Origin of the sequence: Flavisphingomonas formosensis (genome assembly GCF_009755815.1) — a bacterium.
In the GTDB taxonomy this organism is placed as follows: domain Bacteria; phylum Pseudomonadota; class Alphaproteobacteria; order Sphingomonadales; family Sphingomonadaceae; genus Flavisphingomonas; species Flavisphingomonas formosensis.
On the sequence record NZ_WRPK01000001.1, the window covers coordinates 866,882 to 893,739 of the forward strand.

The window sequence follows — 26,858 nt, forward strand, 5'->3', positions numbered from 1 at the left end:
ACGTTTCAAGCTGAACTTGCGATGACGCGGCTTTGGTTGGATGGACCTATTTCTCCACTCTTTGCTAACGGTCTTGTGACAGGTTCGAGCGAAGTCGCCACGTACGGCAGCGCTGGAGCATAGGGGCACCATGGAGATGGGGCGCTCATTGAGGCTAGAGAGGGTGGCGCTGCCATTGCCGCCCCTTTTCCTCCTTGCGCACGGCGCGGCGCTCTTTTTTGCCGGCACCCACGCGAAGGTCGTATCGCTCGTCTTCCTCGCGGCTGCTCCGCTGCTGGCCGGGCTGGTCTGCGCGTGGCGGGGGTGGCGCGATCGCCGCATGGAGGGCTGGGCCGCGCTTGCTTTGGCGATGCTGCTCTGGTCCCTCGCGATGGTCGCCAACATCATCGGCACGCTGCTGGCCGCGGCCAGCAGCGTCGGCGCGGCGACGATGCTGCTCTTCGTGCTCTATGGCGTGCCGCTGCTCTTCTCGGTCGCCAGTCCGGAGGGCGAAGCGCGCCTCGTGCGGCTCGTCGACGCCGTGCTTGCGGCGGCGCTCGGCTATCTCTTCTTCGTTTACACCTTCGCTTTCGCCACCATCGCCGACGCAAGCGACGAGGGTGTGCTCAGCCTGCGCCTGATGTTCGATATCGAAAACGCGTTCATCCTGCTGTTCGCGCTGGCTCGCTGGCATGCGAGCCCGGATGCGGAAAGCCGCCGCTTCTTCGCGACGCTCGTGCTCTATGGCGCACCCTATATGGCGACCGCATTCTACATCAATCATTACCAGATGGAGGTCGATTACGGGGGGACGATGGATCTCCTGATCGATCTGCCCTTCCTCCTGCTCGCGGCGATCGTGTTGCGCGGCGTCCCGGCGGCGGCGCAGGCGCCAGCCGTGCCGCAGCGGCTCGAGCGGGCGGTGCGCGCGGGCAGTCCGTTGATGCTTCCCGCCATGCTGATGATGGTGTCGAGCCTGCTGGTCTTCCAGCATCCCGCGCTTGCCATCATCGGCTTCATCGCCGCGACGCTGGGCTATGGCGTGCGCAACGTGCTCGTCCAGATGCGAAGCTTCGACGAACAGGACAAGCTTGCCCATCTCTCGTTGGTCGATGCGCTGACCGGCCTGCCCAATCGCCGCCGTTTCGACGAACGGCTCACCGATGAATGGGCGCGCGTAGCGGACGGCGGACCGGGCCTCGCGCTGCTGATGATCGACATCGATCATTTCAAGCTGCTCAACGACGGGCTTGGCCATCCGATGGGCGACGCGCGGCTGCGCGCGGTAGCGGCTGCGCTACGCGGCAGCCTCCGGCGCGGTGGGGATCTCGTCGCACGTTATGGCGGGGAGGAGTTTGCCGCGATCCTGCCGGCGACGAGCCTGGCCGACGCGGCAGCGATGGCCGAGGCGATGCGCGCCGCGGTGGAACGGCTCGCACTCTCCACGCCCGCGCCGGCGGGTGTCGTGACCATCAGCATCGGTGTCGGCCATGGCAATCCGGCCCAAGGAATGACGGCGGAAACTCTCGTGACCCTGGCAGATGCGGCACTCTACGATGCCAAGCAACGGGGCCGGAATCAGGTTGCCGTGCGCCGCACGCCACTCCCTCCGCCGCAGCTTCGGGTGGCTGCTACCCCGCAATAGCGGATCCCGGCCGGAACGGATCAATCGAGGCTTGTGTTGCCGCCCCCGATGCACGCAGGCCGGCGGATACCGGCCGACTCGCCGGCGAAGCGGGGGCTTGACCATGTCTGTCTGGAAATTCGTCGTCGCGCTGCTGGGCGCGGCTGCCATCACGTCGCAGGCGATCGCCGGGGCGGCGCTGCTGCCGAAGCCCTATCGCGTGGGCGAGGAAACGGCCCGCTACGATCGCGGCGTGCCCACGGTGATGCTCGAAAAGCCGAACGGGGCGGTCTCGATAACGCCGTTGCCCATGGATCATGGCAGCATCAGCTTCATGGTCGTCGTCTATAATGACAGCGATCGCGTCGCGGATTTCGACAGCGCGAACATCCGGGCCACCGTGGGCGGCCAAATGCTCGCGGCGTTCACCGAGGACGAACTGGAGCGCGCCGCGAAGAAGCGCGCGACATGGTCGGCGATCGGCGTCGCGCTGCTCACCGGTGCGGCCGCGGCGGCAGCGTCCACCGCGCACACTACCGATCATTATTATGGCCGCATGCGCACGCCGAACGGCACCTATTCCTGGCACACCGCTTATCGCGACAATTCGATCGGCATCGCCGGGGCCACCGTGGCGACGGCGGCGGGTGTCGCCGGGGTGATGAGCATCCAGGATCGGCTCGGCCGCACCCTCGCCATGCTGGGCAACGAAGCGGTGCAGCGCACGACGGTCGATCCGGATTCATCCTATGGCGGGCGCGTCGTGATGCAGAAGATCAGGGGCGAAGCGCAGGATCTCGAGCACGCGATCGACTGGAACGGCGAAACCTACCGGTTCGGCCTCCATATCCCGAAGAAGGGCGATGCGCCGTTGGCGGAAGTGCCGCCGGCCGCAAGCCCCGGACGGATGGCGCGTGGCGCCGTCCTGCCGTCGTCGCCCATGGCTGGGTCGGCGATCGCTCCGGTGGCTGCGGTTTCGTCCACGCCGCCAGTGCCAGCCGGGCCGACGGCCGCCGCGCTTCCCACCGCGCCCGGTCAGCTGCCGCGGCCTGCGCCGGGCAACTGATCGGCGGCGGTCACGCGAAGCTGGCCGCCTCCAGCACCGCATCCGCAAAGGCGGCCGGTGCCTCTTGTGGCAGATTATGGCCGATACCGCCGCCGATCAGATGGTGCGCGTATCTGCCCCGGAATTTGGCGGCATAGGCTTCGGGTTTCGGATGCGGCGCGCCATTTGCATCGCCCTCCAGCGTCACTGTCGGCACGCCGATCGGTGGCAGATCGGCCAGCTTGTGCTCCAGCGCGTCGTAGCGCGCCTCGCCTTCGGCCAGGCCCAGCCGCCAGCGATAATTGTGGATCACGATCGCGACATGGTCGGGATTGTCGAACGCGGCTGCCGAGCGTGCGAAGGTCGCCTCGTCGAACTGCCAACGCGGCGAGGCGCTGTGCCAGATCAGCCGCGCGAAATCCTTGCGGTTGCGATCATAGCCGATCCGCCCGCGCTCGGTGGCGAAATAGAATTGATACCACCAGGCGAGCTCCGCCTCGGGGGGCAGCGGCGCTTCGTTGAGCTTCTGGCTGCCGATCAGATAGCCGCTGACCGAAACCAGCGCACGGCACCGTTCCGGCCACAGGGCCGCCATGATGTCGGCGGTGCGCGCGCCCCAGTCGAAGCCGGCGAGGATCGCCTGACGGATGCCGAGCACATCCATCAGCGCGATCATGTCCACCGCCAGCGCCGCCTGCTGCCCGTTGCGCATCGTATCGGCGGAGCGGAAGCGGGTGCTGCCATAGCCGCGCAGATAGGGGATGATCACGCGGTACCCGGCCGCCACCAGCCGCGGCGCCACCTCGACGAAGCTGTAGATGTCATAGGGCCAGCCGTGCAGCAGCAGCACCGGCTGCCCGCCGCGCGGGCCTGCATCGACATAGCCGACGTCGAGGTCTCCCGCCGCGATCTGCCGAGTCGTGAACCAGGGCTCGGGCACGGCAGCCGCCACGGCTCGGGCGGCGTTGCCGATCAGGCCGGCCGGCATGGCCAGCCCGGCTGCCGCGGCGATGCCTAGGAAGCGGCGCCGGCTCTCGTCGACGGCATCATTCTTGTCTTCGCTCATTGTGCGGCTCCATGCTGGCTGTCACCGGCGGCGGCCGGCACCGTGAAGGATAAGTCGTCCGACCTAGCGGAGCGCGGGGTCACCCGGGTGCGCGACAATCTGATCCGCCATATGCAGGGCGGTCGCGATCCGCAGGCGGAGAGTGATTAACCACGAAAATCCTCTGCGTCGAACGGAAATCCCTGAACAATTGCGAAGGCTTGTCGGTTCTTGGCGGATCAATTCGGAGGAAAAACATGTCCGCCAATCACGACATCAGCAAGATCGACGATCTCATCACCACGTTGATCGACAGCATCAAGGGTTATGAACATTCAGCCGAAAAGGTAGACTCCGCCGATTTCAAGGCGCTCTTTCTCGATCTGGCCGCCGGGCGGCGCGGTTCCGTCGAACTGCTGCAGCAGACCAGCCGCGCGCTGGGCGGGAAGCCCAATGATTTCGGATCGGCGGCCGCCACCATCCATCGCCGGATCGAGGATCTGCGCGTTGCGCTGGGCGGCGGCGACGCCGCGATCGTCAAGGAGATCGAGCGCGGCGAGGATTATCTGAAGGAGGAATTCGGCCGCGCCCTGCGCGACGATGCGATGGGCGGCGAGGCGCGCGACGCGATCGCGCGGGCCTATGAATCCGTGACCCGCGGCCATTCGGCGATGAGCGCGCTGAAGCATCAGCTCGCCCACTGAGGCCGGACGCGCCTTTAACGCGCCCCTCCCATCATGGGAGGGGCGAGCATTCGCTACGATGTTCGTTCTCCGCTCAGTGGCGGAAGTGGCGCATGCCCGTGAAAACCATGGCCAGGCCCGCCTCGTCGGCGGCGGCGATGACTTCCTCGTCGCGGATCGAGCCGCCCGGCTGGATGACGGCGGTCGCGCCCGCCTCGACTGCCGCGAGCAGGCCGTCGGCGAAGGGGAAGAAGGCGTCCGACGCGACCGCTGAACCGATCGTGCGCGGCTCGGCCCAGCCGGCCTTCTCCGCCGCGTCCTTGGCCTTCCAGGCCGCGATGCGGGCGGATTCGAGGCGGTTCATCTGGCCCGCGCCGACGCCGGCGGTGCTGCCGTCCTTGGCGTAGACGATCGCGTTCGATTTGACGTGCTTGGCCACTGTCCAGGCGAACAGGCAGTCGGTCAGCTCCTGCTCGGTCGGCGCGCGCTTGGTGACGAGCTTCAGCGCATCGCGCGTGATTTGGCCATTGTCGCGCGACTGGACGAGCATGCCGCCCGCGATCGTCTTCATGGTGAGGCCGCCGCGTGCCGGATCCGGCAGCTCGCCGGTGATCAGCAGGCGCAGATTCTTCTTCTTGGCGAAGACGGCGCGGGCCGCCTCGTCCGCCGCGGGGGCGGCGACCACTTCGGTGAAGATGCCGGACATCGCCTCGGCGGTTGGGCCGTCGAGCGGCCGGTTGACCGCGATGATGCCGCCAAATGCCGAGACGCTGTCGCAGGCGAGCGCGGCCTCATAGGCTTCGATCAGCGTGTTCGCGCTGGCGACGCCACAGGGATTGGCGTGCTTGACGATGACGACGGTGGGCGGCCCGTCGCGGAATTCGCTGACCAGCTCCAGCGCCGCGTCGGCGTCGTTGTAATTATTGTAGCTGAGCTCCTTGCCCTGCAGCTGCTCGGCCTGGGCGATGCCGCGCGCGGACGGGCCGATCGGCAGATAGAGCGCCGCCGACTGGTGCGGATTCTCGCCGTAGCGCAGCGCCGCGCCCTTGCGCAGCGGCACCGACAGCGTCTCGGGCAGCGCCTCGCCCTGGTCGGCGAAGGCGAACCAGGAGGAGATCATCGCATCATAGGCCGCGGTGGCCGCGAACGCCTTGGCGGCGAAACGCCGGCGCGATTCCAGCGTCGTCGCGCCGTTGTTGGCATCCAGCTCCGCGATCAGCCCGGCATAGTCCGCCGGATCGGTGACGATCGCGACGAAGGCGTGGTTCTTCGCGGCCGAACGGACCATGGAGGGGCCGCCAATGTCGATATTCTCGATGATCTCGTCGCGCTCGGCGCCTTTGGCGACCGTGGCGGCGAAGGGATAGAGGTTGACGATGACGAGATCGATCATGCCGATCGCATGCTCGTCCGCCGAGGCCATGTGGCCGGCATCGTCGCGCACCGCGAGCAGGCCGCCATGCACCTTGGGATGCAGCGTCTTGACGCGCCCGTCCATCATCTCGGGAAAACCGGTGAGATCGCTGATATCGCGCACCACCAGCCCGGCGTCGCGCAGCGCCTTCGCGGTGCCGCCGGTGGACACCAGCTCCACGCCATGGCGGGCCAGCGCCTGGCCGAGCTCGGCAAGGCTGCTCTTGTCGGAGACGGAGAGCAGCGCGCGTTTGATCTTTACGGTGGACATGGGCCTCGTTCCCTGGAGGTGGCGGATCGCCGGGGCCTGCGATTCCCCGTGCATCCGATGGCGTTTGCTTGTCGGCGGGGCTCTTAGAGCATCGCGTCGGAAAGGGGAAACCGGTTTTCGGTTCGGCTTGCCTTCATCCTACCTGCCGCAGCGTCGCATCTCATCGGCAACGCTGCGGTTCATGGATCCCGGATCAAGTCCGGGATGACGAAGGGGAAAAAGTTGCTCTGGCAGGATGATACGGGTTCAGCCTGCGCGGCGGAGCAGCCAGGCGACGCTGGCGCCGCCGGCGGCCGTTTCGCCTGCGACGACGAGCTGGGTGGAGGGGCGCAGCCGTCCCTGGCCGTCGATCCAGAGGCTGTCCTCCACGGAAAGCGCGCCGCCGCGGCAGCGGAATTGCCATAAGGCGCCGCCGTCGATGCGCAGCAGCGCGCCGAGGCCGTCCGCAGTGCTCGTCGCCTCGACGCCGGGTGCGAGGTGGAAGCGGATGACGAAGCCTTCCGGCTGCGGCCGCCGCCGCTGTTCGGCGGGCAGCAGCACGTCCTCGCCGCGCACCTCGCGCCCGTCCACCGAGAGCGCGATCTGGCGGCGGTGGAGGAAGCCGAAGCGCTTGGCATAGCCGTCATGCGTCACGTCGATGCGGCTGCCCGCCTCGGTCTCCTGCCGGTCGAGCGAGACTTCGGCGACCCCGCGGCCGAGCGAGCCGTCGGGATGCAGCGCGGTCGAATTGCTGTCAGCGATGATCAGCGTCGAATGGGCGGCGCTGGTGCGCAGCGCGTCGACCAGGTCGGGCGGCAGCGCGCTGGTGGCCCGCGCGCCGCCGCAGTTGACGATCAGCCTATGCGTGCCGTCCGACAGCTCGAACGCCAGGGTGGAGGCGCAGCCGCCCTCGGCCAGCCGTGCGATCGGCGGCGGCGCGGCATCCACCACCACCACCGTCTGGCCGGCGGCGAGCCGCTGATAGCCCCAGTCGCGCGCCTGGCGCAGCGGCCGGGTGCGCACGCCGGAAGCCTCGACGATCGCATCGACCCGTCCTGCCGGCAACGGGCCGCCGCCTTGCCAGCTCGACAGCCCGCCATCGCCGAGGGTAACGCCGAGCAGCGCTGGCACCGCGCGGGCGAGCGCGTGCTCTATCGCATGATGCGGCTCGCGCCGGCGCACGGCATAGACTGCGCGCAGCTGGGACAGGATCTCGATCAGGTCGAGCTGGGCGACCGGCGAACGGCTGGATATGCCGCCGTCGCTGTAGACCGCCTGGGAAAGAGCGCGCGCGAGCCCGGCCTCGCCATGTGCCAGCCGCGGATCGCCGCCCGGGATGATCAGCCCCGCCGCGACCACGCCTGCCCAGGCGGTGATCCGCGGCAGGCCGAGCGGGGCCTTGTCCGCGCTGCGATCGAGATGCCGCGCGGCGCGGGCGATGCCGTTCAGCACGGCCGAGCGGTAGACCAGGTCGGAGGAGGAGAGGATCAGCGGCGCATAGGCCATCCAGAAGAGGATGCGCCGTGCGGCGAGGTCCGCGCGCCAGCCGGCCTCCGTCACCGTGCTGCCGCACACCGCCAGCCACTGCCGCACGATCAGCTCCGCCATCGGTGCCGCCGTCTCGCGCGGGGCTGCCGCGCCGAGATCGCGCAGCCAGGCGAAGCTCTGCAGATGGTCGGCAAAGCCGGGCGACACGCCGAGGTTGCGGAAATCGAGCGTTTCGAGGCCGAGCGTCTCGCCGCGGAAGCGCATCTCGCCTTCCTCGATGATCGCACGGCCGATGCGCGCATCGCCGGCCACCGGATCGGGAGGCACGGCGAGCAGCTTCAGCGGATAGCGCCCGCGCAGGCGGAAGCTGTGCAGCGGCGTGCGCCAGGCGAGCTTGTGCAGGCGTACGGCGATGCGCTCGCTCAGCGACAATCCCTTGTCGCCGACACGGATGAGCCGCTTGCCCGGCTCGATCTCGTCGGGTGTCTCGTCGTCGACGATTTCGGGCCTATTGGGCGCCGGCGAGTTCATTGATCCCCCGCAACGCGCGGATATTGTCCGCATAGGCCGACGGGCCGCCCCGGAAGGTCGCGGTGCCCGCGACCAGCGCCGTCGCGCCCGCGTCGATCACCAGCCGGCTCGTCTCGCGATCGATCCCGCCGTCCACCTCCAGTTCGATCGGCTTGCCGAGCTTGTCGATCGACCTGCGCAGCGCCTCGATCTTGCGGAGCTGGCTGGTGATGAAGCTCTGTCCGCCGAAGCCGGGATTGACGCTCATCACGAGGACGAGATCGACATCCTCCAGCACATAGTCGAGCATCTTCGCCGGCGTCGCGGGATTCAGCGCCACGCCGGCCTTCTTGCCGAGCGATTTGATGTGCTGGATGGTGCGGTGCAGGTGCGGCCCGGCCTCGGGATGCACGGTGATGATGTCCGCGCCGGCATCTGCGAACGCCTCGAGATAGAGGTCGATGGGTGAGATCATCAGATGCACGTCGAACGGCTTCCGGGTGTGGGGACGCAAGGCCTTCACTACGCCGGGGCCGATCGTGATGTTCGGCACATAATGGCCGTCCATGACGTCGATATGGATCCAGTCGGCGCCGGCTTCGTCGATCGCACGGACTTCCTCGCCCAGACGTGCGAAGTCTGCGGAGAGGATCGAGGGAGAGATATGAACTGTCGGTTGCATTAACTTTGCGGGAATAAACATGCCCGCGGAAAGGGGCAACCCGAGACGCATGGCCGGCCGGCGATGTGGTTGCGAAAGCGCGACGGATCATCCGGCCTCGTGCGCGGCAAGGCTGCGGCCGCGCCCTTCGCCTCGCGTACCGGGATCCGGATGAGAACGATTCTCGTCGGGAACGCATCCGGCGGCGAGCGGTATTGCGTTCCAGGCGCGGCCCGAAAGCCGCCGAGGAGAGCGCAAGATGAACGAGACGACCAAGATCGAGTCGAGCTTCCTGAGCGACGTGAAGACTCTGCGGGAAAGGGCACGGCAATCGCTGACCGACGGGGCGGTGGTGGCGACCTATCAGGGCGACGTCGCCAAGACGATCGAGCTGCTTCAGGCGGTGGTGGCGACCGAGCTGGTCTGCGTGCTGCGCTACCAGATGCATGCCATCGCCGCGGAGGGCATCCATTCCGAGAGCGTCGCCGCGGAGTTCCAGGAGCATGCCGACGTCGAGCGCAAGCATATGCTCGATGCCGCCAATCGGATCGATCAGCTCGGCGGCGTGCCGAACTTCAACCCGGATGGGCTCGCGAGCCGTTCGGCGACCGAATATGGCGAAGGCGGCAATCTCGTCGAGATGATCAAGCAGAACCTGATCGCCGAGCGCATCGTGATCGAACATTATCAGGAACTGATCCGCTATTTCGGCGACAAGGATCCAACCACGCGGATCATGCTCGAGGGCATATTGGCCGATGAAGAGGAGCATGCGGCCGATATGCACGACCTGCTCGTCGCGCATCAGGGCAAGCCGTTCCTTGAGGAATGAACCGCTCGAAGAAGCGCGTTGATCGCTGCGTGTGATGGGCCGGTTGATGTCGGGGGGCGGCGAATGGCGCCGCCCCTGCCGTCAATTGGTCGGGGCGACAGGATTCGAACCTGCGACCCCCAGACCCCCAGTCTGATGCGCTACCAGGCTGCGCTACGCCCCGACCTAGGCGGCGCGCTTTAGGGGGGCTCGAGCCACTTGGCAAGCGGCGGTTGCGTGTCGGCCATCGAACGTGATAGGCGCGCGCCTTCCCGAAGCGGCCGATGGGCCGGCCGCTCAATCTTTTTCAGGCAGCCGCAAGACCATGTTCGCTACCCCCGCCTTCGCACAGAATGCAGCCGGCACCGCAGGCGCTCCGGCCGGCGGACTGGCCGGTTTCCTCGCCTCGCCGCTTCCGATGATGATCGCGGTCTTCGTGATCTTCTATTTCCTCGTGATCCGTCCCCAGCAGAAGCGGGCCAAGGAACAGCGGGCGACGATCGATGCGGTGAAAAAGGGTGACGAGGTCGTCACCGGCGGCGGCATCCTCGGCCGCGCGACGAAGGTCGACGCCGATTCGGTCGAGGTCGAGGTGGCGCCGGGGGTCAAGGTGCGGGCGCTGAAGTCCACGCTGCTCGAGGTCCGCGCGGCCGGCAGCAAGCCCGCGAACGACTGAGCCGCAAAATGCTGGATTTCCCGCGCTGGAAAATCTGGTCGATCAGCCTCCTGCTGCTCGCCGGCGTGTTGCTCGCCATTCCCAGCCTCATTCCCGAAGCGCAGGTCGCGCGCTGGCCGGGCTGGATTCCGGCGCCGCGCGTCAATCTCGGCCTCGATCTCGCCGGCGGCAGCCATATCCTGCTCGAGGCGGACACCGCCGATCTCGCCAAGCAGGAACTGGCCAAAATGACCGAGAATGTGCGCACCGAGATGCGGCGCGCCGATCCCGCGATCGACATCGGTGACATCTCCACCAGCGACGGGCGCCTCGCTTTCTATGTTCGCAACATCGCACAGCTCGATGCCGCGGTGGAAAAGGCGCGCACGCTGACGACCGCGGTCGGCGTCACCGGCCAGCGCGACTGGAACGTCGCGGTCGTCAATTCCAGCCAGGTGGTGATGACGCAGACCCCGGCCGGCCTCGATTCGGCGACCGACGCCGCGATGAAGGGTGCGACCGAGGTGGTCCGCAAGCGCATCGACGCGCTCGGCACCAAGGAGCCGACGATCATCCAGCAGGGCAAGGATCGCATCCTCGTCCAGGTGCCGGGCCTCCAGGATCCGCAGGCGCTCAAGGATCTGATCGGCAAGACCGCCAAGCTGGAATTCCGTCTCGTCGACACCACCGCCAATCCGGCCGACCTGATGAAGGGCCGCGCGCCGATCGGCAGCGAAGTGGTGCCCTATCCGGGCAATCCACAGGGCATTCCGGTGATCGCGCTGCAGCGCCGCGTGCTGATCACCGGCGATCAGCTGATCGACGCCAAGCAGGCCTATGACCAGAACAACCAGGCGGTCGTCACCATCCGGTTCGACAGCGCCGGTGCCCTCAAGTTCGGCCAGATCACGCAGCAGAACGTCAACAAGCCGTTCGCCATGGTGCTGGACGGCCGCGTTCTCTCCGCGCCGAACATCAACGAGCCGATCCTCGGCGGCACCGCGCAGATTTCCGGCAACTTCAATGTCGAAAGCGCCAACAATCTCGCCATCGCGCTGCGCTCGGGCAAGCTGCCGGTCGCGCTGAAGGTGATCGAGGAGAGCACGGTGCGCGCCGAGCTCGGCGCCGATTCGATCCGTGCCGGCGTCACCGCCTCGATCATCGCGGTCGCGCTGGTCGTCGCCTTCATGCTGGTCAGCTACGGTCGGTTCGGCGTCTATGCGAACCTCGCCGTCATCATCAACGTGTTCGTCATCCTTGGCGTGATGGCGTTGCTCAATGCGACGCTCACCCTGCCCGGCATCGCCGGCTTCGTGCTCACCATCGGCACCGCGGTGGACGCGAACGTGCTGATCAACGAGCGCATCCGCGAGGAGAGACGCCGCGGGCGCAACGTGTTCTCCGCCGTCGAGAACGGCTATAAGGAAGCCAGCCGAACCATCTTCGAGGCGAACGTGACCCATGCCATCGCCGGCCTGATCATGCTCGTGCTGGGCTCCGGCCCGGTGAAGGGCTTCGCCGCGGTGCTGCTGATCGGCATCGCGACATCCGTGTTCACCGCGGTGGTGTTCACCCGCATGCTCGTCGCGTTGTGGATCCGGCGCAACCGGCCGACCGACATCACCATTTGAGGCGGAACGGACCATGCGCCTGCTGAAGATCGTCCCCGACAATACCAATATCGGGTTCGTCCGCGTCCGCCACTGGGCGTTCGCGATCACCGCCATCCTGACCATCCTCGCCATCGGCGCGGTGGGCTGGCGCGGCCTCAATCTCGGCGTCGACTTCGTCGGCGGCGTGATGATCGAGAGCCAGTTCCAATCACCGCCGCCGCTCGATCAGGTGCGCGCGACCGTCGACGAGCTCGGCCTCGGCGAGGCGCAGCTCCAGCAGTTCGCGGAGGCGACGCGCGTCGCCATCCGCCTGCCGCTGCCGCACAGCAGCGATGATGGCGCCACCAATGCGATGGTGAAGAAGGTGCAGGCCGCGGTCGCCGCCAAATTCCCCGGCGTCAGCTTCCCGCGCTACAACACCGTGTCGGGCAAGGTCTCGGGCGAGCTGGTCCAGAACGGCATCCTCGCCGTGGTGCTCGCCGTGTTCGGCATCGCCGTCTTCTCCTGGTTCCGCTACGAATGGCAGTTCGGCGTCTCGACCTTCGTCGCCATCGTCCACGACGTGCTGATCACGCTCGGCTTCTTCGCGGTCACGCAGATGGAGGTTGATCTCAACATCGTCGCCGCGATGCTGACGATCGTCGGCTATTCGATCAACGACAAGATGGTGATCGACGATCGCATCCGCGAGAATATGCGCAAATATCGCCAGATGGACATGCGCGCGCTGATCGATCTGTCGGTGAACGAGACGCTGCCGCGCACGGTGATGACCTCGCTCACCATCATGCTCGCTTTGGGCTCGCTGCTGCTGTTCGGCGGCCATGTGCTGCGCGGCTTCACCTGGGCGATGATGCTCGGCATCGTCGTCGGCACCTATTCGTCGGTCTATGTCTCCTCCTCGCTCCTGATCACGCTCGGCGTTGGCCCGCACAGCTTCGTGCCGCGATCGGACTCGCGCGCCAGCGGGGCCGAGCGGATTTCCCGCCGGGAAGGCTGATGCCGAAGCTGGATCGCGAGGCTACGGGCGAGGGCCCGATCGTCCAGGGTTTCACGGGCAACGGCTTTCGCATATCCGGCGACGTCTACCCGACCGGCGCCTTCCTGACGCCGGAGTGGGTGCGTGAATGGCGCGCGCCGGAGGTGATCGAGGCGATCGATGCCGAGATGCTGATGCCGGTGCTCGCGCTCGATCCCACCCCCGAATTCCTCCTGCTCGGCACCGGGGCCACGCTCCGCCGCCCGGCGAGGCTGCTGATCGACGCGCTCGAACGGCGCGGCGTCGGCATCGAGATCATGGACAGCCGCGCCGCCGCCCGCGCCTGGGGCGTGCTGCGCGCGGAGGAACGCTGGATCGCCGCGGCGCTGATGCCGCTGCTCTGATCCGAGGTCTTTCTTTCCTCCCCCGATACGTCGATCCCCTTCGCTGGGCATAGGAAACCGGATCCACCGAAGGGATAAAGCATCGTCATTGCGCATGGCCCGGCGTTGCCGCACATCTCTTCCAAACAAAGGGGAAGGAGCCGGGCATGCTGCAGGATCTGATCGATCCGCTGCCGCCGATCGCCGCGGAGGAGCTGGATCATGTCGGCGCGGGGCTGATGTTCCTCGATGCGCCGGTGGATTATCTGCGCGATCTGCGCGCGCGCCACGGCGACACCTTCTTCGTCGATCTGTTCGGCTTCCGCCTGCTGATGACCTTTGCGCCCAAAGGGCTCGAAAGCCTCTACCGGCTGGAGGAGGACAAAGCGAGCTTCGGCCTCGCCACCTTCGATCTGCTCGGTTTCAAGACGCCGTCCGAAATCTTCGCCGATGCCAGTACCGAGCTTTTCTACGATCTGCTCGCCAACCGGCATGTCGCTGGCCACGTCCGCACGATGACCGCGATCGTCGACGATCATCTTGCCGGCTGGCCGGACGAGGGCGAGATCGATCTGTTCGATGCGGTCCGCACCCTGGAACAGCGCGTCGGCTATGCGCTCTGGATCGCGCCCGAGGCCGCCGCGCCCGGCCGCTGGCAGGCGCTCAAGGCCGAGTTCGACATTCTCGATCAGGAAACCGCCTTCGTGAACCCGGCCGATACGCTGGCGACGATCCGCAGCGGCAAGGCGCGCGAGCGCGGTGCGGTGGCCGCTATCCGCGCGATCGTCGAGACAATACTGGGCGAGCGTACGGCACATCCCTCGCCCGCGCCGGCCGCGCTCGATTTCTATTGGGATCGGTTCGCGGAGCAAGAGGAGGCGGTGCGCCGCCGCAAGACGATCCACAGCGCGATCAACGTCAATCAGGGCTTCCTCTCCAATCTCTACGCGGCGATCGGCTGGACGCTGGTCAATCTCGTGCGCCAGCCCGCTGTGCGGGCCAAGGCGGAGGCCGAGATCGCCGCGACGGCCGCTGCCGCCGATGGGGATTTTCGCACCGATCCGGCGGCGCTCGATCGCATGGCCTGGCTGGAGCAGGTGACGATGGAGAGCATACGCCTGGCCCAGACCTCGATCACCCTGCGCAAGGTGATCGCCCCGGTCGATTTCGACGACGGGCATGCGATGTATCATGTGCGGCCGGGCGTCTACATCGCCACGCTGCTCGGTGTCGGCAATCGCGAGGGGGCGGAAGCGCGGCGGTTCGACCCCGACCATTTCGTGCGCAGCCGTCCTGCGCCGAGCCTCGGTCTGCCGCTGCGCGAGGCGATGAGCACCTTCGGCCATGGCCGCCATGCCTGCCCGGCGCAGCGCTTCTCGCATCACATGACGAAGATCCTGGTCTCGACGCTGCTGCGCGATTTCGAGATCGAGCCGTGCTTCGCCGCGGCCGAGCCCGCGCGCCGCCAGATTGGCGGCGTCGCGCGCCCTGAAAATCCGGCGCGCGTGCGCCTGCGCAGAAGGAAAGGAGCGTGACGATGGCGCCGCAGGATGCGTTCGACGAGCTGGCTCTCTCGCGGCTGGTCGACCTTTATGCGCGCGCGATCGACCGGCTCGATCTGGTGCTGCTGCGCAGCCTCTATGCGGACGACGCGATTCACGATCATGGAGCGATGTTCCGCGGCGGCCCGGACGCCTTCGCCGAATTCGTCGGCGCCTCGATGCGGAGCATGCGCACCCATCATTTCATGGGCAACCGCCTGTTCGCGATCGCGGGCGACATGGCCGAAGGCGAGACCTACGCGGTCAACAGCCATGTGATCGACGCAGGCACCGATCGCGCGCGCGACTATATCGCCGGCGGCCGCTACCTCGACCGTTTTCGCCGTACCCCCGAAGGCTGGCGCATCGCCCATCGCACCCGCGTGATCGACTGGAGCCAGGAACGCCCGCATGTGCCCGGCGCCACGGCGGCGGGCCTGCCCATCGGCGGCAAATGGCCGGACGATGCGTCCTGCGCGATGCCGCTGCTGGCGGGGATCAGGCCCTGATACTCCCCTCCCTGCCGATTCATCATCCTCCCTGTTCCGGGGAGGATGATGAATCGCGAGCGGACCGGCTCACCCGCTGATCTGCGCCAGGCCGCCGGCCTGCCGGTCGAACAGCCGGCGGTAGCGCCCGTCCGCATTGGCGAGCAGCGTGGGATGGTCACCATCCTCGACGATCCGGCCGCCCTCGAACACCAGGATCCTGTCCAGCGCCTGCACCGTGGCCAGCCGGTGCGCGATCACGATCGCGGTGCGGCCCTTCATCAGCCGGCCCATCGCCTCCTGGATCGCTGCTTCCGATTCCGAATCGAGGCTGGAGGTCGCCTCGTCCAGGATCAGGATCGGCGCATCGGCCAGGAAGGCGCGGGCAAGGGCCACGCGCTGCCGCTCGCCGCCGGACAGCTTCACGCCCCGCTCGCCGACCATGGTGCGATAGCCGCGCGGCAGGGCGGCGATGAAGTCGTGCGCATTGGCGAGCCGCGCCGCGGCTTCGATCTCCTCCTGGCTCGCATCCGGCCGGGCATAGCCGATATTCTCGGCCAGGCTGCGGTGGAACAGGATCGGCTCCTGCGGCACGATCGCGATCTGGCTGCGGAGCGAGTCCTGCGTGGCGTGCGCCACATCCTGCCCGTCGATCGTCACCTGGCCGCCGGTCACGTCGTAGAGCCGCTGGATCAGCTTGACGAAGGTCGTCTTGCCGGAGCCGGAGGGCCCCACCAGGCCGACGCGCTGGCCGGCCGGGATGACCACGTCCAGCCCTTCGTAGAGCGGGGTGCCGTGCCCGCCATAGCGGAAATCGACCCGATCGAAGCGGATCGCGCCCGCCTCGATCCGGATCGGCCGCGCATCCGGCCTGTCCGCAACGCCGAGCGGTTCGTCATGGAGGCGGACCAGTTCCTCCATCTCGTTCACCGCGCGCTGCATGTGGTGCACATGCTGGCCGATGTCGCGCAGATAGCCATGCACTACCAGATAGGCGGTCAGCACATAGGCGACGTCGCCGGCTGATGCCTGGCCGCGCCACCACAGCCACAGCGCGGTGCCGGTCACCGCGGTCCGCACCAGCCACAGCAGGGCGAGCTGGCCGGTGCCGGCCCAGGTGTGCAGCATCCAGGTGCGCGAGGTGCGCCGCCGCCATTTGGCGATGGTCACCATCAGCCGCGCATCCTCGCGTGCTTCCGCGCCGAACGCCTTGACCACCGCATTGGTGCCGATCGCGTCGGCCAGCACGCCCCCGATCCGCGTGTCCCACTGATTGGAGAGCCGCGATGCAGGCGCGATCACCCGGGTCGCCAGGAGCACGGTGAGGGCGATGTAGGCGATCGATCCGACCGCCATCACCAGACCGAGCACCGGCCAGTGCCAGCCGAGCAGCAGCATCGATCCGGTCAGCACCACCAGCGAAGGGAGCAGCGCCAGCAGCAGCACATCGTCCAGCGTGTCGAGCGCCCACATGCCTCGCGTGATCTTGCGCACCACCGATCCGGCGAAGCTGTTCGCATGCCAGTCGGTCGAGAGCCGCTGCACCCGGTGGAAGGCATCGCGCGCCATGTCGCGCATGATGCCGAGGGTCAGCGGCACGATGCCCCACCAGGCGAAGTGGCGGAGCAGCAGCATGGCGAGGCCGAGCGCGATGATCGTGCCGAACGCGCCGAGCGCGGCGTCTCGCCCTGCCATGCCGCGTGACAGCGCGTCGATGAGATGGCCGGCATAGAGCGGTACGAACACCTCGGTCAGCGTCGACAGCGACATGGCCGCGGCGATGCCGAGCACGAGCGGCTTGCGCCGCGCCCAGTGGCGGAAGGTGAAGGCGAGGACGAGGCGCATGGCGGATGCGTCGTCGCGTTTGAGCGGCTGGGTCATGATACTATCCGCGCGCCGGAGCACGCATCCTCGATAGAATGGGGAAGAACGGACGGCGGCGGAGCGTTCCGCCGGACGGCGTCAGCGGCGGCGCGAGCCCTGACGCGGGAGCGGCATGTGCATGACTGTCATCAAAGCCCCTCCTTCGAAAGCATGAGTGCTGCGGCCGACATAGCAGATCGGGCGCGAAATGCCAGCCGTGCGGGCGGCGCCTCAGCCGGCCAGTCGCACCAGCAGCCAGAGATTGGCGACGACGATCAGCGCGAACAGCAGCCAGGCGGCGATTCGCCAGACGAAGCCGGTCGCATATTCGCCCATGATCGATCGGTCGCTGGTGAAGCGGATCAGCGGATAGAGGGTGAAGGGCAGCTGCGCCGAAAGGACGACCTGGGTGAGCACGAGCAGCCGGCCGACGGCGTGATCCCCCATCAGCATGATCCCCGCCAGCGCCGGCCCCAAGGCGAGGCCGCGCGTGATCACCCGCCGCTGCCAGCACGGTATCTTGAGGTCCAGGAAGCCCTCGAGGATCACCTGGCCCGCCACCGTGCCGGTGAACGTCGCGCTTTGGCCGGAGGCGAAGAGCGCGATGCCGAACAGCAGCGCGGCCGCCGCTGCGCCGGTGATCGACTCCAGCAGGCGATAGGCGTCCTCGATCTCGGCTACGCCCTGGTGCCCGCTGGCATGGAAGGTCGCGGCCGCCAGCGTCAGGATTGCGCCGTTGACGATCGTCGCGAGGATCAGCGCCACGACGATGTCCGCGGTCGCGAAGCGGATCGCCTCGCGCTTCGATCCGGCGACGCGGGTCTGCACCACCGCGCTGTGCAGGTAGAGATTGTGCGGCATCACCGTCGCGCCGAGGATGCCGATCGAGAGATAGAGCGCGTGCGGATCGCGCAGTGCGGGCAGCGAGGGGACGAGGCCCCGTGCCACGGCGGGAAGGTCTGGCCGGGCGATGATGAGCTGGACGAGGAAACAGATGCCGATCGTCGCGATCAGGCCCAGCACGATCGCCTCCAGCTGCCGGAAGCCATGGCCCTTGAGACCGAGCACGATGATCGTGTCCAGCCCGGTCAGCAACACGCCGGCCCAGAGCGGAACGCCGAACAGCAGGTTGAACGCCAGCGCGCTGCCCAGCACCTCGGCGACGTCGGTCGCTACGATCGCCAGTTCCGCCAGCACCCAGAGAAAATGCGTCGCCGCCGGGCTGTAGCGTTCGCGCGCCATGCGGGCGAGGTCGCGCTCGGCGACGATGCCGAGCCGCATGGCGAGCGACTGGAGCAGGATCGCGCCCAGCCCGCAGAGCAAGACGACGAACAGCAGATCATAGCCGTAGCGCGATCCCGCCTCGATGTCGGTCGCCCAGTTGCCGGGATCCATATAGCCGACCGCGACGAGCAGCCCCGGCCCGGCGAAGCGCATCAGCTTGGCCGGCAGCGAGAGCCCCTCGGGCACGGCGACGCTGCCGCGCACTTCGGATGGGCAGAAAGGCGCGGTAGCGACGCGGGGGAGGCTGAACGGCATGCGCGTGTCTACGCGCCCCGGCCGGCGGCCAGCCCCGCCAGATGTTCGTACAGGGCCGCGCTGTTGGCCGCCCAGGTGAAGCGCTCGGCCGAGGCGCGCACGACATCCTGGAGGGGCGGGGCGGCGAGCAGCTCGCGGATGCCGCGGGCGATGGCCGCCGGTTCACGCGCCACCAGCCGGCCGATCTCCGGCCGGTCGACCACCTCGCGCGCGCCGCCGACGTCCGGGATCACGATCGGCGTGCCGCTGGCGAGCGATTCCACCCAGGCATTGGCGAGCCCCTCGGCGGCGGAGGCGAGCACCATCATGTCCGCGGCGGCGATCAGCGCCGGCATCGCCTCGTGCGGCTGGGCGCCGAGCAGGCGCACCCGCTCGCCCAGGCCCTCGGCCGCGATGCGCGCCTCGAGCGCCGGGCGATGAGGCCCCTCGCCGGCGATCATCAGCGTCGCCTCGGGCAATTCCCGGATCGCGTCGAGCACGAGATCATGGCCCTTGAGCGCGATCAGCGCGCCGACGCTCAGCAGCAACGGCCCCTGCACGCCGAGCGCTGCCTTGGCTGCCGCGCGGTCCGTCGCAGGGCGGAAGCGATCCATGTCGACGCCGGTATAGTGGACGCGGATCTTCTCCGCCGGCATGCCGATCGCCACCATGTCCGCCTTCAGCGCGCCGCTGACCGCCAGCAGCCCGTCGGCAGCGCGGGCGGCCGCGACGATCGCGCTGCGCATCGCGGGCTGGTGCATGCGTTGATGGATGTCGCTGCCGCGCGCCTTGATCGACACGGGCACGCCCAGCGCCCGGCCGAGCCGCACCGCAGCCGGCCCGTCGGGCCAGAAGAATTCCGCGTCGATCACGTCGAACGGAAATTCCTTCCGGATGGTCTGCAGCACCGGCAGCAGCGCACGCGCCATCAGCCGTGCCGCGAAGCGCTCGCCCATGCGCGGGATCACCGGGAAGGCGGGGCGGTGCACCTCCAGCCCCTTCCACGTCTCGCGCGCCGGCAGCGCGGCCTGCGCCCGGTAATGGACATGGCGTTTCAGCGGGCCGGGCGGCAGGCCGATCGGATTGACGACACGCAGCGCCACGTCGCGATGTGCGGCGAGGCCGAGCGTCTGCCGCTCGACGAAGACGCCGAACACCGGCCGGACGGCGCTGGGAAACAGCGAGGCGAGAGTGAGCACGCGCAGCATACGGCTTTCTTCCCACGCCTGGCTGCGCTTTTCCACCGCGAGCTGCGGCGTGACATCGTGCACAGGGCTGCAAGGTGGGTTCGATGCGTCCGGCCGGCCGCGCATCTCCGGCTTGGCGAGGCCCGAAGCCTCGGTTAAGAGCTAAAGTCATGACGCGTCTCTCACCCCGCCCGTTCGCGCTTGCGATCGCCGCCGCCCTGGTCCTGCCGTTGGTGGGATGCGCCAAGGACAAGAACAAGTCCGACACCTCCTATGTCGCGCATGACGTGGACACGCTGTACAATGCGGCGCGCGAGCGGCTGAACCGCGGCCAGTATAAGGTGGCTGCGGCGCTGTTCGACGAGGTCGAGCGGCAGCATCCCTATTCGGTGTGGGCGCGCCGTGCGCAGCTGATGAGCGCCTTCTGCTATTATCTCGGCCGCGATTATCAGAAGTCGATCGACAGCGCGCAGCGCTTCCTCTCGATCCATCCGGGCAACAAGGACGCGCCCTACGCCCTCTATCTGATCGCCGTGGATTATTACGAGCAGATCCAGGACGTGAATCGCGACCAGAAGATCACCCAGCAGGCGCTCGATGCCATGGGCGAGCTGATCCGCCGCTATCCGGACACCAACTATGCCGCCGACGCGCGTGTGAAGGTGGACCTGATCCAGGACCATCTCGCCGGCAAGGAGATGGAGGTCGGCCGCTTCTACCAGCGCCGTGCCGACTGGCTCGCGGCCGTGCTGCGTTTCCGTGTCGTGGTCGACAAATATCAGACCACCAGCCATGTGCCCGAGGCGCTGGAGCGCCTGACCGAATCCTATCTTGCGCTCGGCGTGCCCGAGGAGGCGAAGAAGTCGGCGGCGGTGCTCGGTGCCAACTATCCCGGCTCCAAATGGTATGAGCGGGCCTATACGCTCATCCGCAAGAAGATGCCCGAAGCCAAGGCGAGCTGAGCCAGGGAGCGTAGGCTCTGGATCGACGCGTCATCCCGGCGAGAGCTGGGATCGCTATCGGCAGGCAAACCGCTCGAAGTCGATAGAGATTCTGGCTTTCGCTGGGACGACGACTGTCGTGCGAACTTACGCCATCATGCTCCGGCATGGGCTCCGCCTTACCCGTTCGGGGTAGGGTGAGGTTGCAAGCAGTTGGCTGAAGCCGGGGGCCGTTCCATCGGATCTGGTTCCAACCCCCTCCGGTCGTCCTGAGTCGTGATCGTCAGCCCAGCGAAAGCTGGGCTCGCCCTCCATAGTCAACCGGATGCCTCTTGAGAGCGATGCCAGCTTCCGCCGGCATGACGCGGGAAACGCATTCACGGATATTGCCGGCGCCGCGGACGCAGCCGGCGCCAGCCCAAAAAAGAGGGCCGGTGGATTGCTCCACCGGCCCAGTCGTTCGCAGGAGGAACCCCTGGAGGGGGCGGCCTGTCGGGCCGCTCCCCAAACTTGTCAGTAGTGGTAGGCGCGCTCGCCATGCTCGGAGATGTCGAGGCCCTCGGTCTCGGTCTCGACCGAAGCGCGCAGACCCCAGGTCTTGTCGATGACGAAGTAGAGGATCGCCGAGATGCCGCCGGACCACACGAGGGTCAGGGCCACCGCCTTGATCTGCGTGATCACCTGGCTGACCATGTCGTAGCTGCCGACCTGCAGCGTGCCGGGCTTCGAGACATAGTCCGCGATGCCCTGACCGCCGAGCGCCGGATCCACCAGGATGCCGGTCATGATCGCGCCGAAGATGCCGCCGATGCAGTGCACGCCGAACACGTCGAGCGAGTCGTCGTAGCCGAACTTGTTCTTCACCGTGGTGCAGAAGAAGAAGCAGATCGGCGACACCAGGAAGCCGAGGACGACCGAGCCCATCGGGCCGGCGAAGCCCGAGGCCGGGGTGACGGCGACGAGACCGGCAACCGCGCCGGTGACGACGCCGAGCAGCGAGGGCTTGCCCTTCACGACCTGCTCCAGGAGCAGCCAGGAGAGGCCCGCGGCCGCGGTGGCGACGAAGGTGTTGATGAAGGCGACGCCGGTGACGCCGTTCGATTCGAGGTTGGAGCCCGCGTTGAAGCCGAACCAGCCCACCCACAGCAGGGAGGCGCCGATCATGGTCATGGTCAGCGAGTGCGGCGCCATCACGTCCTTGCCGTAGCCGGTGCGCTTGCCGAGGATCAGGCAGCCCACGAAGCCGGCGATGCCCGCGTTGATGTGAACGACGGTGCCGCCCGCGAAGTCGAGCGCGCCCATCTGGAAGATGTACCCGGCGTGGCTGTTGACTTCGTCGATGGCGGCCGGGCCCTTGAGGGCGGCGGCGGCCATGGCGTCAGGGCCATCCCAGCACCACACCATGTGCGCGATCGGGAAATAGACCAGCGTCACCCACAGCGCCATGAACAGCATCAGCGGGGAGAAACGCACGCGCTCGGCGAAGCTGCCGATGATCAGCGCCGGCGTGATGCAGGCGAAGGTCATCTGGAAGCAGACGTACACATATTCCGGAATGTAGACGCCGTTGGAGAAGGTCGCCGCCTGGGTGGTCCCGTCGACGCCCTTCAGGAAGAGCTTGGAGAAACCGCCGAAGAAAGGGTTGTTCGCGGTGAAGGCTTCGGAATAGCCCCATGACACCCAGATCACCGCGACCATGCAGGTGATCGCGAAGCACTGGGTGAGCACCGACGCCATGTTCTTGGTGCGGACGAGGCCGCCGTAGAACAGCGCCAGGCCCGGCACCGACATCATCAGCACCAGCGCCGAGGAGACGAGCATCCAGGCGGTGTCGCCCTTGTCGACGGTGGCCGGCGGGATCGGTGAGGCCGCGGCGGCTTGCGCGAAGGCGGGCATGGAGGCGAGGGCGGCGATGCCCAGGGCCCCTATGCCAGCCGCTATCTTGCTAGAAAGCTTCATGTTTCCCCCTTTCCTTAGAGCGCCGTCTCATCGGTCTCGCCGGTACGGATCCGCACCGCCTGACCAATGTCGAGCACGAAGATCTTGCCGTCGCCGATCGCGCCGGTGTTCGCAGACTGCTGGATCGCTTCCACGACACGTCCCGCCAGATCAGACGTCGTCGCTACCTCGATCTTGATCTTCGGCACCATGTTCGTGCTGTACTCGGCCCCCCGGTATATCTCCGTCTGGCCCTTCTGCCGCCCAAAGCCCTTCACTTCGGTCACGGTCATGCCCTGCACGCCAAGGCTGGACAGTGCTTCGCGCACCTCATCCAGCTTGAACGGCTTGATTATGGCTATGACGAGTTTCATTTCGCCTCCCTCGCATTTGGCGATGCCTCGTCTCGCAAGGGGCGTGCCAAATCGGGCAGCTGCCGGATTCCGTTGCGTTGCAACAGCGTGTCGCACCGCACCGCGGCGAAAATCGCTTATCGATTAAGCAACGAAACGTATCTGCCTAGAAACTAAGCAGCAACAATTGCCTAAATTCAGGGCGCGCATCTCGATGCGAAGCAGATGTCATGGCGAAGGGCGGGCAGGTGCCGCTCAGGCCGCCAATTCCTCCGCGCCGCGGCTTTCGCGCAGGCGCGCCGCGTCGCGGGCCGGAGGGTGGCCGAACATGCGCGCATATTCCCGGCTGAACTGCGACGCGCTCTCATAGCCGACGCGATAGGCCGCCCGCGAAGCCTCGCCGTTGCTCACCAGCAGGCGCCGGGCCTCCTGCAGCCGGAGTGCCTTCTGATATTGCAGCGGGCTCATCGCCGTCGCCGCCTTGAAATGGCGATGGAAGGAGGCGGCGCTCATGCCGGCGCGCGCGGCGAGTTCCTCGATGCGCAAGGGCCTGTCGAAATTCTCGCGGATCCAGCCGATTGCGCTGCGGATCTGGGCCAGGCGGCCGTCGCCGCGTGCTGCCTGGCGGGCGATGTCGCCTTGCGGGCCTTGCAGCAGCCGATAGAGAATCTCGCGCTCCAGCATCGGAGCGAGCACCGGCGCATCCTGCGGCGCCTCGAACAGGCCAAGCATGCGGAGCCAGGGATCGAGCAGCTCCGGCGTCATCGCGCTGACGCCGAAGCCGGCGAGACCGGCGGACGGGGTTTCCGGCACCGCGCAGAGCAGGTCGGCCAGCGTGGCGCGATTCAACGCCATGCTGACCGCGATATAGGGGCGCGCGGCGCTGGCCTCGACGATGCATCCCGTCGCCGGCAGCTCGAGCGTTGCGACGAAATAGCTGGCCGGATCGTAGCGCAGCACGCGATCCCCGATCATCACCTGCTTGGCGCCTTGCAGGACGACGCAGAGCATCGGCTCGTAGAGGGTCGGGACCGGCGTGGTGGGCTTGCATCCGGAGTGAATGGCGACTCGTGGCCCGGCGAGGGGGAGGGTGCGTCCGGCATGGCGGGCGGCCAATGCGAGAAGGCGGGAGAAGCTGTCCGGCATGGCCTGAAGATTGGCGGCCTGGACCTGCAATGCAAGGCGGGCAAGCCGCGCTTTGCGAGGATCGGGCAAGAGAAAGAGGCGATCGGGCGTACGGCACAACCCATTGCGCGCCAGATAGGCAGCGCAGCCAGGGCCACTTCCGTGCCCGGCTTCCCCATCATTCAGGAGACTCCCATGGCCAGGACGTTCGGCGAGGAAAGCACCACAGACGAAGTATTGGACGGCATGGATCTGACCGGCAAGCGGGTGCTGGTAACAGGCGTGTCGGCCGGGCTCGGCGTCGAGACGGCACGCGCGCTGGTGGCGCATGGCGCCGACGTCGTCGGTACCGCGCGTGACGTGGAGAAGGCGCGTCGCGCGACCTCCGGGATCGAGCCCGGGTCGGCCGGCGGTTCGCTGGCGCTGCTGGCGCTCGATCTTGCTTCGCTCGCCAGCGTGCGCACCGCGGCGGAAGCTCTGGTTGCCGACGGCCGGTCGTTCGATCTCGTCATCGCCAATGCGGGCGTGATGGCCTGTCCCCAGGGTACCACCGCGGACGGCTTCGAGACCCAGTTCGGCACCAACCATCTCGGCCATTTCCTGCTGGTCAATCGTATTGCCGGGCTGATCGCGGCGAGCGGCCGGCTGGTGAACCTCTCGTCCGCCGGGCATCGTTTCTCGGACGTCGATCTGGAGGATCCGGGTTTCGCGCGTGGCGGCTATGAGCCCTTTATCGCTTATGGCCGCTCCAAGACCGCCAATATCCTTTTCGCGGTGGAGTTCGATCGGCGTCATCGTGCGCGGGGCGTCCGCGCGACAGCGGTGCATCCGGGCGGCATCCGGACCGAGCTCAGCCGTCATCTCGACGAGCAGGCGGTGCAGGCGCTGATCGAATCGATCGACGAGGCGCAAGTTGCCGCCGGACGGCCTGCCTTCCGCTACAAGAGCGTCCCGCAGGGCGCTGCGACCTCGGTCTGGGCCGGTATCGTCGCCGATGCGGACGCGGTCGGCGGGCAATATTGCGAGGATTGCCATGTCGCCGAGATCGAGGAGGGTGAAGGCATTCGCGGCGGCGTGCGCTCCTATGCGCTGGATCCGGAACGCGCCAAGGCGCTCTGGGCGCTGAGCGAGGAGATGGTGGGCGAGCGTTTCTGACGCCGCCCGGCGGCGCTTGAATTCAGGCGGGCGATTTGGCTCCGCTCTTGATTTCCGGCCGAAAGCAATGCCACCACCCCATTATCGTGCTGCGCTTTCCGCGGCACGGATTGGGATGGCGGGCATGGCTGCTGTCGGTCGATTTCAGGGCGCCTGTCTGCTCGTGCCGTTTGTCCTGCTGACCGCCTGCCACCGCGAGACCGGCAATCCCGCGCCGCCGCGCGAGGAGGGGCCGGCGGTCTTTCCCCAGCAGGTCTCGACGATCGTGATTCCGGTCTCCGCCCGGCTCGCCGATCTGGAGGCGCGGGTAAACCAGCGCGTGCCGACGGAGCTCTGGCAGATCGATCGATACGAGCAGCATTGCGTGCCGGCGCAACGGGTGAAGATCCTCGGCCGGGACGTGAAGCTCACGCCGGCGCTCGGCTGTCGCATCGTCGGGCAGGTCCGTCGCGGCACGATCCGCCTCGGCGGCAGCGGCGACAAGCTCGTCATCACCATGCCCGTCACCGCGACGATCAGCGCGCATGACGTCGGCGGCATCCTCAAGAAGGAGACGGCGACAGGTGCCGCCCAGGTGCGTGCCCAGGCGAGTTTCGGCATGCGATCGGACTGGACGCCGACCGCGACCGTCTCGATCGCTTATGACTGGACGGAGCCGCCTGGCATCGATTTCCTCGGCCATCGCATCCCTCTCATAAGCAAGGCGGACGAGCGGCTGAAGGCGGTGATCGCCCGCCTTCAGCGCGAATTGCCGGCGGCGCTGGCCGCGCTCGATTCGCGCCGGCGGCTCGATGCGCTGTGGGTGCAGGCCTTCACCTCGATCGAGCTCAACCGCGACAAGCCGCCCGCCTGGATGCGGATCACGCCGCGGCGGCTGGGCGTCGTCGGCTATCGCGTCAACAAGAACGAATTGCAGATGATGCTGTCCGCCGAGGCGCTGACCGAGACCTTCGTCGGTGATCGGCCGTCCGATCCCGTACCGCGGCCCTTGCCGCCGCCCACGCCGACTCCGGGGGCGGAAGGCCTTCACATATCCATTCCGGTGCTGGCCGACTATCGGCAGATAGAGCCGGTCGTCGATCGGGCGCTGGCCAAGCTTGCGGCCAAGGGGATCAGCCTGCCCGGCATCGGCCCGGTCGAGGCGAGCTTCGGCAAGGTCACCCTCTACGCCACCAAGGGCGGCCGCCTTGCCGTCGGCATTCCCACCGCGGTCCGCGCGCGCGATCATGCGCTGGTGCGGGCGCGGGGCACCGTCTGGCTTTCCGCCGCGCCTTATAATGATGCCAATTCGCAGCTGGTGCGCTTCCGCGACCTTCGCATCGCCCAGCGATCGGACAATCGCGCGGTTGGGCCGCTGTTCGCCTTCTTCGCCAATCAGCAGGTGTTGGACGAGATACAGGACGCGCTCGCTCATGATTTCGCAAAGGATTACGACAAGGTGCTCGCCGCCGCGCGCAAGGCGCTGGCCGAGCGGCACGAGGGCGATTTCGTGCTGAGCGCATCGATAACCAGTATTTCCAATGGATTGGTCGAACCCACCGGCCAGGGCCTTTTCCTGCCGATCCGCGCAGACGGCGAGGCGCGGATCGACTATCGACCGCACTGATCCG

At 67.4% G+C, this 26,858-nt stretch carries 23 protein-coding genes and 1 tRNA gene; 13 read left to right on the forward strand and 11 right to left on the reverse strand.

The annotated features are described in order from the left end of the window. Positions 1-163: 163 nt before the first annotated feature. Both GQY20_RS04260 and GQY20_RS04265 read left to right on the forward strand, forming a co-directional pair. Positions 164-1,624: a GGDEF domain-containing protein gene (locus GQY20_RS04260; RefSeq protein WP_232475876.1), complete on the forward strand. Its 1,461-nt coding sequence runs from the start codon at positions 164-166 to the stop codon at positions 1,622-1,624. Between the two features lie 103 nt (positions 1,625-1,727). Next, a complete protein-coding gene (locus GQY20_RS04265) occupies positions 1,728-2,669 on the forward strand; it encodes a hypothetical protein (RefSeq protein ID WP_157215758.1) in 942 nt (313 codons plus the stop codon). A 10-nt stretch (positions 2,670-2,679) separates the two neighbouring features. On the opposite strand, the gene GQY20_RS04270 is transcribed toward GQY20_RS04265, so the two are convergent. Further along, positions 2,680-3,714 carry an alpha/beta fold hydrolase gene (locus GQY20_RS04270; RefSeq protein WP_157215759.1) on the reverse strand — a complete coding sequence of 345 codons (1,035 nt, stop codon included), beginning with the start codon at positions 3,712-3,714 and terminating at the stop codon, positions 2,680-2,682. A 236-nt stretch (positions 3,715-3,950) separates the two neighbouring features. Here GQY20_RS04270 and GQY20_RS04275 point away from each other — a divergent pair, with 236 nt between their 5' ends. After that, complete coding sequence (locus GQY20_RS04275; protein ID WP_157215760.1) at positions 3,951-4,397, forward strand: PA2169 family four-helix-bundle protein; 447 nt, start codon at positions 3,951-3,953, stop codon at positions 4,395-4,397. 73 nt (positions 4,398-4,470) lie between these two features. On the opposite strand, the gene purH is transcribed toward GQY20_RS04275, so the two are convergent. From purH to rpe, 3 genes are all read right to left on the reverse strand, one after another. Further along, a complete protein-coding gene (purH, locus tag GQY20_RS04280) occupies positions 4,471-6,060 on the reverse strand; it encodes a bifunctional phosphoribosylaminoimidazolecarboxamide formyltransferase/IMP cyclohydrolase (RefSeq protein WP_157215761.1) in 1,590 nt (529 codons plus the stop codon). A 246-nt stretch (positions 6,061-6,306) separates the two neighbouring features. Next, positions 6,307-8,058 (reverse strand): heparinase II/III family protein, encoded by a 1,752-nt coding sequence (locus GQY20_RS04285; RefSeq protein WP_157215762.1) that lies wholly within the window; start codon positions 8,056-8,058, stop codon positions 6,307-6,309. After that, positions 8,036-8,719 (reverse strand): ribulose-phosphate 3-epimerase, encoded by a 684-nt coding sequence (gene rpe / locus GQY20_RS04290; RefSeq protein ID WP_157215763.1) that lies wholly within the window; start codon positions 8,717-8,719, stop codon positions 8,036-8,038. The genes GQY20_RS04285 and rpe overlap by 23 nt, the downstream gene beginning before the upstream one ends. A gap of 238 nt (positions 8,720-8,957) precedes the next feature. Here rpe and GQY20_RS04295 point away from each other — a divergent pair, with 238 nt between their 5' ends. Next, positions 8,958-9,530, forward strand: coding sequence for a ferritin-like domain-containing protein (locus tag GQY20_RS04295; RefSeq protein ID WP_157215764.1), 573 nt, complete (start codon positions 8,958-8,960; stop codon positions 9,528-9,530). Between the two features lie 86 nt (positions 9,531-9,616). On the opposite strand, the gene GQY20_RS04300 is transcribed toward GQY20_RS04295, so the two are convergent. Beyond that, positions 9,617-9,693 (reverse strand) — tRNA-Pro (locus GQY20_RS04300). Positions 9,694-9,834: 141 nt separating this feature from the next. Here GQY20_RS04300 and yajC point away from each other — a divergent pair. The 6 genes from yajC (at position 9,835) to GQY20_RS04330 (ending at position 15,189) form a co-directional block, all read left to right on the forward strand. Further along, positions 9,835-10,185 (forward strand): preprotein translocase subunit YajC, encoded by a 351-nt coding sequence (yajC, locus tag GQY20_RS04305; RefSeq protein ID WP_157215765.1) that lies wholly within the window; start codon positions 9,835-9,837, stop codon positions 10,183-10,185. An 8-nt stretch (positions 10,186-10,193) separates the two neighbouring features. Beyond that, positions 10,194-11,795 (forward strand): protein translocase subunit SecD, encoded by a 1,602-nt coding sequence (secD, locus tag GQY20_RS04310; RefSeq protein WP_157215766.1) that lies wholly within the window; start codon positions 10,194-10,196, stop codon positions 11,793-11,795. A gap of 13 nt (positions 11,796-11,808) precedes the next feature. Then, positions 11,809-12,777, forward strand: coding sequence for a protein translocase subunit SecF (gene secF / locus GQY20_RS04315; protein WP_157215767.1), 969 nt, complete (start codon positions 11,809-11,811; stop codon positions 12,775-12,777). Beyond that, positions 12,777-13,160, forward strand: a complete 384-nt coding sequence (locus GQY20_RS04320) for an Mth938-like domain-containing protein (protein ID WP_157215768.1) — start codon at positions 12,777-12,779, stop codon at positions 13,158-13,160. Before secF ends, GQY20_RS04320 begins: the two co-directional genes overlap by 1 nt. A 146-nt stretch (positions 13,161-13,306) precedes the next feature. Beyond that, a complete protein-coding gene (locus GQY20_RS04325) occupies positions 13,307-14,674 on the forward strand; it encodes a cytochrome P450 (protein ID WP_157215769.1) in 1,368 nt (455 codons plus the stop codon). Positions 14,675-14,676: 2 nt separating this feature from the next. After that, positions 14,677-15,189 (forward strand): nuclear transport factor 2 family protein, encoded by a 513-nt coding sequence (locus GQY20_RS04330; protein ID WP_157215770.1) that lies wholly within the window; start codon positions 14,677-14,679, stop codon positions 15,187-15,189. A gap of 69 nt (positions 15,190-15,258) precedes the next feature. Here the strand turns inward: GQY20_RS04330 and GQY20_RS04335 are convergent, their stop codons facing one another. From GQY20_RS04335 to GQY20_RS04345, 3 genes are all read right to left on the reverse strand, one after another. Further along, positions 15,259-17,049, reverse strand: coding sequence for an ABC transporter ATP-binding protein (locus GQY20_RS04335; RefSeq protein WP_157215771.1), 1,791 nt, complete (start codon positions 17,047-17,049; stop codon positions 15,259-15,261). A 213-nt stretch (positions 17,050-17,262) separates the two neighbouring features. Further along, positions 17,263-18,570 carry an Nramp family divalent metal transporter gene (locus GQY20_RS04340; RefSeq protein WP_157215772.1) on the reverse strand — a complete coding sequence of 436 codons (1,308 nt, stop codon included), beginning with the start codon at positions 18,568-18,570 and terminating at the stop codon, positions 17,263-17,265. An 8-nt stretch (positions 18,571-18,578) separates the two neighbouring features. Next, the gene (locus GQY20_RS04345) at positions 18,579-19,820 is read right to left on the reverse strand and encodes a glycosyltransferase (RefSeq protein ID WP_456298460.1); all 1,242 of its coding nucleotides are present in this window, start codon (positions 19,818-19,820) and stop codon (positions 18,579-18,581) included. An 86-nt stretch (positions 19,821-19,906) separates the two neighbouring features. Between GQY20_RS04345 and GQY20_RS04350 the strand changes: the two genes are divergently transcribed. Continuing rightward, positions 19,907-20,698 carry an outer membrane protein assembly factor BamD gene (locus tag GQY20_RS04350; protein ID WP_157215773.1) on the forward strand — a complete coding sequence of 264 codons (792 nt, stop codon included), beginning with the start codon at positions 19,907-19,909 and terminating at the stop codon, positions 20,696-20,698. 492 nt (positions 20,699-21,190) lie between these two features. Here the strand turns inward: GQY20_RS04350 and GQY20_RS04355 are convergent, their stop codons facing one another. The 3 genes from GQY20_RS04355 to GQY20_RS04365 all read right to left on the reverse strand — a co-directional run bounded on the left by GQY20_RS04355 (position 21,191) and on the right by GQY20_RS04365 (position 24,183). Continuing rightward, on the reverse strand, positions 21,191-22,636 hold the full coding sequence (locus GQY20_RS04355; RefSeq protein WP_157215774.1) for an ammonium transporter: 1,446 nt from the start codon (positions 22,634-22,636) through the stop codon (positions 21,191-21,193). 14 nt (positions 22,637-22,650) lie between these two features. Continuing rightward, on the reverse strand, positions 22,651-22,989 hold the full coding sequence (locus tag GQY20_RS04360; RefSeq protein ID WP_157215775.1) for a P-II family nitrogen regulator: 339 nt from the start codon (positions 22,987-22,989) through the stop codon (positions 22,651-22,653). Positions 22,990-23,223: 234 nt separating this feature from the next. Beyond that, positions 23,224-24,183, reverse strand: a complete 960-nt coding sequence (locus tag GQY20_RS04365; protein ID WP_232475877.1) for an AraC family transcriptional regulator — start codon at positions 24,181-24,183, stop codon at positions 23,224-23,226. Positions 24,184-24,288: 105 nt separating this feature from the next. Here GQY20_RS04365 and GQY20_RS04370 point away from each other — a divergent pair, with 105 nt between their 5' ends. Beyond that, positions 24,289-25,248: an SDR family NAD(P)-dependent oxidoreductase gene (locus tag GQY20_RS04370; RefSeq protein WP_157215776.1), complete on the forward strand. Its 960-nt coding sequence runs from the start codon at positions 24,289-24,291 to the stop codon at positions 25,246-25,248. Positions 25,249-25,372: 124 nt separating this feature from the next. Further along, on the forward strand, positions 25,373-26,854 hold the full coding sequence (locus tag GQY20_RS04375; RefSeq protein ID WP_157215777.1) for a DUF4403 family protein: 1,482 nt from the start codon (positions 25,373-25,375) through the stop codon (positions 26,852-26,854). Positions 26,855-26,858: the final 4 nt, after the last annotated feature.